This window comes from Janibacter sp. CFPM2_SD2 (assembly GCF_057364645.1).
Window position 1 is genome coordinate 1 of sequence record NZ_JBNFOF010000246.1, and the last position, 4,026, is coordinate 4,026.

The window sequence follows — 4,026 nt, forward strand, 5'->3', positions numbered from 1 at the left end:
TCGTCTCCGGCGGGGTCGGTCGTCTCCGGCGGGGTCGTGGTCTCCGGCGGGGTCGGTGGTCGTCCGGCGGCGTCGTGGTGGTGGTGCTCGTGGGCGGCGGGGTCTCGCCGGTGCAGTAGATGACGTGCGAGATGTCCTTGCCGTTCTCGTGCGTCTCGTACGTCTGGCCGGGCTCCGGGTTCGTGATGACCTGGTTCTGGTCTTCTCCCGCGCCGGCCTTGATGATGATGGCGATGTAGTCGCCGTCGACTGTGTAGGGCCCCTCGGAGTCGCGCTTGTCGCACTCGACGTTGACGTAGCCCTCGTTCTCGAACTTCTGCTCCCAGTACTCGGGCTGGTTGGACCCGGGCGCCGGAGCTGCCAGGGCGATGCCGGTGCCGATCGCCATGAAGCCGGCGGCCAGGCCGGCCGAGGCTACGGTGCGGGTGCTCTTGCGTGCAGACATGCGTTCCTCCCCGTGGCGTGGTCACCACGTGCGGCGAGGGCGGCCCCCACCGCGCACACGTGCTCCTGCGGGGCGGATGTGCACGTGCCTGTCCCAGAACCCCCCGTGGGAACCGGTACCCCCGCGGACAGGAACTTACTGTTCCGTGACTCGGAGCACACCAGATGCTGACGAAGTGGCAGGGAATTGCCGGTTCGCTGCCGGTCGGCCCGGACAGCACCCCGGCGGGACACAGGTCGGGCGGCCGCCCCGGGATGGGGACGGCCGCCGGACGAAGGGGGGTCTGCGCCCCCGAGGATCAGCGCGCGGTGAGGTCGAGGGTGAAGCCCGAGACGAGCACCGCGGCGCCCAGGACGACGAGGGTGATGACGTCGACGAGCGGCCCGCGCACGGCGATGCCCCCCATCGTCGAACCGCGGACGGTCAGGCGCAGCGCGGCCGCGAGCAGCAGGCTCCCCCCGAGGCAGAGGGTCGCCCTCAGCACGTGGTCGGTCGCGAGGAAGAGCATGGCGACGGCGACCCCGGCCGCCACGACCCACCACGCGGCGAGCGCGGGGACGTCGAGGGGCGGCCTGGCCGGGACCGTCGGCTGCTCGGGCTCGCTCATCGCAGCTGCTGCTCCGCGGCCTCGACGACATTGGTCAGCAACATCGCGCGGGTCATCGGGCCGACGCCCCCGGGGTTGGGGCTGATCCACCCGGCGACCTCGGCGACGTCGTCGGCCACGTCGCCGGCGATCTTGCCGTCGACCCGGCTGACGCCCACGTCGAGGACCGCGGCGCCGGGCTTGACCATGTCGGCCGTGATGATGCCCGGCACACCGGCCGCGGCGACGACGATGTCGGCCTGCCGCACCTCGGCTGCGAGGTCACGCGTGCCCGTGTGGCACGAGACGACCGTGGCATTCTCGCTGCGGCGGGTGAGGATCAGGCTGAGCGGGCGCCCGACGGTGATCCCGCGCCCGACGACCGCGACGCGCGCCCCCGCGATCGGCACGTCATGGCGACGCAGCAGCTCGATGCAGCCCATCGGCGTGCACGGCAGCGGGGCCGGCTTGCCGAGCACGAGCCACCCGAGGTTGGTCGGGTGCAGCCCGTCGACGTCCTTGGCCGGGTCGACCGCCGAGAGGATCGCATTTTCGTCCAGGCCGGTCGGCTGCTGCACGAGGAAGCCGGTGCACGCCGGGTCGTCGTTGAGGCCACGCACGACGTCGAGGACCTCCTCGAGCGTCGAGGTCCCGGGCAGGTCCCGCCGGATGCTCGTGATGCCGATCTCGGCGCAGTCCTTGTGCTTCGCGGCGACGTACCAGGAGCTCCCCGGGTCGTCGCCGACGAGCACGGTGCCCAGGCCCGGCGTGATGCCCTGCTCCTTGAGGGCCGCCACGCGAGCGGCCAGCTCCTGCTTGATCGACGCGAGCGCCGCCTTGCCGTCGAGGATCTGTGCGGTCATGAGGTCATCCTTCCGTCTCGTCGGCCGGGCCGGTCAGTGGGCGAAGTGGCGGGTGCCGGTGAAGTACATCGTGATGCCGGCGGCCTGCGCCGCGGCGACGACCTCGTCGTCGCGCACCGACCCACCAGGGGCGACGACGGCGCTGACGCCGGCGTCGAGCAGCACCTGCAGCCCGTCGGCGAAGGGGAAGAAGGCGTCCGAGGCCGCGACGGCCCCCTTCGCCCGCTCCTCGCCGGCCCGGCTCACCGCGAGGTGGCAGGAGTCGACGCGGTTGACCTGGCCCATGCCGATGCCGACCGAGCCCTGGTCCTTGGCCAGGAGGATCGCATTGGACTTCGTCGCGCGGACCGCGCGCCAGGCGAAGGCGAGGTCGGCGAGGGTTGCCTCGTCGGCCGCCTGACCCGTCACGAGCGCCCAGGCGCTCGGGTCGTCGCCGTGGCCCTGGGTCGGCTTGTCGTCCCCCTTCGCCTCGACCACGCCGTCGATGGCATCGCGCTGCTGCACGAGCAGGCCACCGGAGACCGGCCGGGTCTCGACGCCGCCCGGGGCGGGCGTCGCGGCCTTGAGCAGGCGACGGTTCTTCTTCTCGCGGAGGATCTCGAGGGCGTCGGGGTCGAAGTCGGGCGCGACGACGACCTCGGAGAAGGTGTCGTTGAGGGCACGGGCCATGGCCGCGGTCACCGGACGGTTGGTCGCGACGATGCCGCCGTAGGCGGAGACGGGGTCGCAGGCGTGGGCGCGCTCGTAGGCGACCTCGATGCTCTCCCCCACTGCGATGCCGCACGGGTTGGCGTGCTTGATGATCGCGACGGTCGGCTGGTCGCCGTGGTCGTGGGCGGCGCGCAGCGCGGCGTCACCGTCGATGTAGTTGTTGTACGACATCTCCTTGCCGTGCAGCTGCTCCGCACCGGCGATGCCGCCACCGGCGTCGGTGACGTAGAGCGCGGCCGACTGGTGCGGGTTCTCGCCGTAGCGCAGGCCGGACTTCTTGGCATAGGTGCCGCCGACCCAGCCGGGGAAGGGCGTCTCGTCGCTCGGGCTGACGACCGAGCCCATCCACGAGGCGACGGCCACGTCGTAGGTGGCCGTGTGGACGAAGGCATCGGTCGCGAGGCGCTGGCGCTGCGCGAGGGTGAAGCCGCCACCGCGCACCGACTCGAGGACGTCGCCGTAGGTCGACGGGTCGGTGACAATCGCGACGGAGGCGTGGTTCTTCGCCGCGGCGCGCACCATCGTCGGGCCGCCGATGTCGATCTTCTCGATGCAGTCCTGGATGCCGGCACCGGAGGCGACGGTGTCGGCGAAGGGGTAGAGGTTGACGACGACGAGGTCGAAGGGGGCGACCTCCAGCTCCTCGAGCTGGCGCACGTGGTCGGGCAGGCGGGTGTCGGCGAGGATGCCGGCGTGGACGCGCGGGTGCAGCGTCTTGACCCGGCCGTCGAGGCACTCGGGGAAGCCGGTGAGGTCCTCGACCTTGGTCACGGGCAGGCCGAGACCGGCGATCGTCGCGGCGGAGCCGCCGGTGGAGACGAGCTCGACACCCGCGTCGGCGAGGCCACGGACGAGGTCCTCCAGGCCGGTCTTGTCGTAGACGGAGACGAGGGCACGGCGGACGGGACGACGGTCTGACACAGGTACTCCTGGAGATCTGCTGCGGTGCGGCGGGTGCACCCAGGCGGGCGATGCACCCCGACTCTCACTCCCCGGTGGTGATCCACCTTCGCCAGTCGTGTGGTCCCGAGTCTAGGGCCTCAGCCGACGTGCACCCGACGGCCCTCGACGCGCCAGCCGCCGGAGGCCATCGCGGTGACGACGTCGACGAGCATCTCCCGCTCGACGACCTTGATCCGCTCGTGGAGGCTCGCCTCGGTGTCGTCGGGAGCGATGGCGACGGTGCGCTGCTCGATGATCGGGCCGGTGTCGACGCCGCGTCGAGAGGTGGGCGGTCGACCCGGTGACGGTCACGCCGTAGGCCAGGGCGTCACGCACGCCGTGCGCGCCCGGGAAGGCCGGCAGCAGCGCCGGGTGCGTGTTGACGAAAGGTCGCGGCGGCGAGCGCCTGCGGGCCGAGGGATCTTTCATGAACCCGGCGGTGACGACCAGGCCAGGGCGCGTGCTCGGCGATGCGGGGC

General features: G+C 72.1%; 5 protein-coding genes, 1 pseudogene and 1 riboswitch. All 6 genes and pseudogenes read right to left on the minus strand.

From position 1 onward, the window contains the following. Positions 1-445 (minus strand): hypothetical protein (locus AC2W7J_RS16530; RefSeq protein ID WP_485983737.1); only part of this gene is annotated, 445 nt, incomplete at its 3' end. Positions 446-743: 298 nt separating this feature from the next. Beyond that, complete coding sequence (locus AC2W7J_RS16535; protein WP_255184124.1) at positions 744-1,052, minus strand: DUF3017 domain-containing protein; 309 nt, start codon at positions 1,050-1,052, stop codon at positions 744-746. Further along, the gene (locus AC2W7J_RS16540; RefSeq protein ID WP_421007552.1) at positions 1,049-1,894 is read right to left on the minus strand and encodes a bifunctional methylenetetrahydrofolate dehydrogenase/methenyltetrahydrofolate cyclohydrolase; all 846 of its coding nucleotides are present in this window, start codon (positions 1,892-1,894) and stop codon (positions 1,049-1,051) included. Before AC2W7J_RS16540 ends, AC2W7J_RS16535 begins: the two co-directional genes overlap by 4 nt. A gap of 33 nt (positions 1,895-1,927) precedes the next feature. Beyond that, the gene (purH, locus tag AC2W7J_RS16545; protein ID WP_485983740.1) at positions 1,928-3,526 is read right to left on the minus strand and encodes a bifunctional phosphoribosylaminoimidazolecarboxamide formyltransferase/IMP cyclohydrolase; all 1,599 of its coding nucleotides are present in this window, start codon (positions 3,524-3,526) and stop codon (positions 1,928-1,930) included. A gap of 30 nt (positions 3,527-3,556) precedes the next feature. Then, positions 3,557-3,635, minus strand: a riboswitch (ZMP/ZTP riboswitch). A gap of 10 nt (positions 3,636-3,645) precedes the next feature. Further along, positions 3,646-3,804 (minus strand): hypothetical protein, encoded by a 159-nt coding sequence (locus AC2W7J_RS16550; RefSeq protein ID WP_485983742.1) that lies wholly within the window; start codon positions 3,802-3,804, stop codon positions 3,646-3,648. Positions 3,805-3,889: 85 nt separating this feature from the next. Continuing rightward, a pseudogene (locus AC2W7J_RS16555) lies at positions 3,890-3,976 on the minus strand (hypothetical protein); the annotation flags it as partial. Positions 3,977-4,026 lie beyond the last annotated feature (50 nt).

Bases quoted from the DNA above. Each gene is read 5' to 3' on its own strand.
- AC2W7J_RS16535 (WP_255184124.1), bottom strand. From the start codon at position 1,052: ATGAGCGAGCCCGAGCAGCCGACGGTCCCGGCCAGGCCGCCCCTCGAC.
- AC2W7J_RS16540 (WP_421007552.1), bottom strand. From the start codon at position 1,894: ATGACCGCACAGATCCTCGACGGCAAGGCGGCGCTCGCGTCGATCAAG.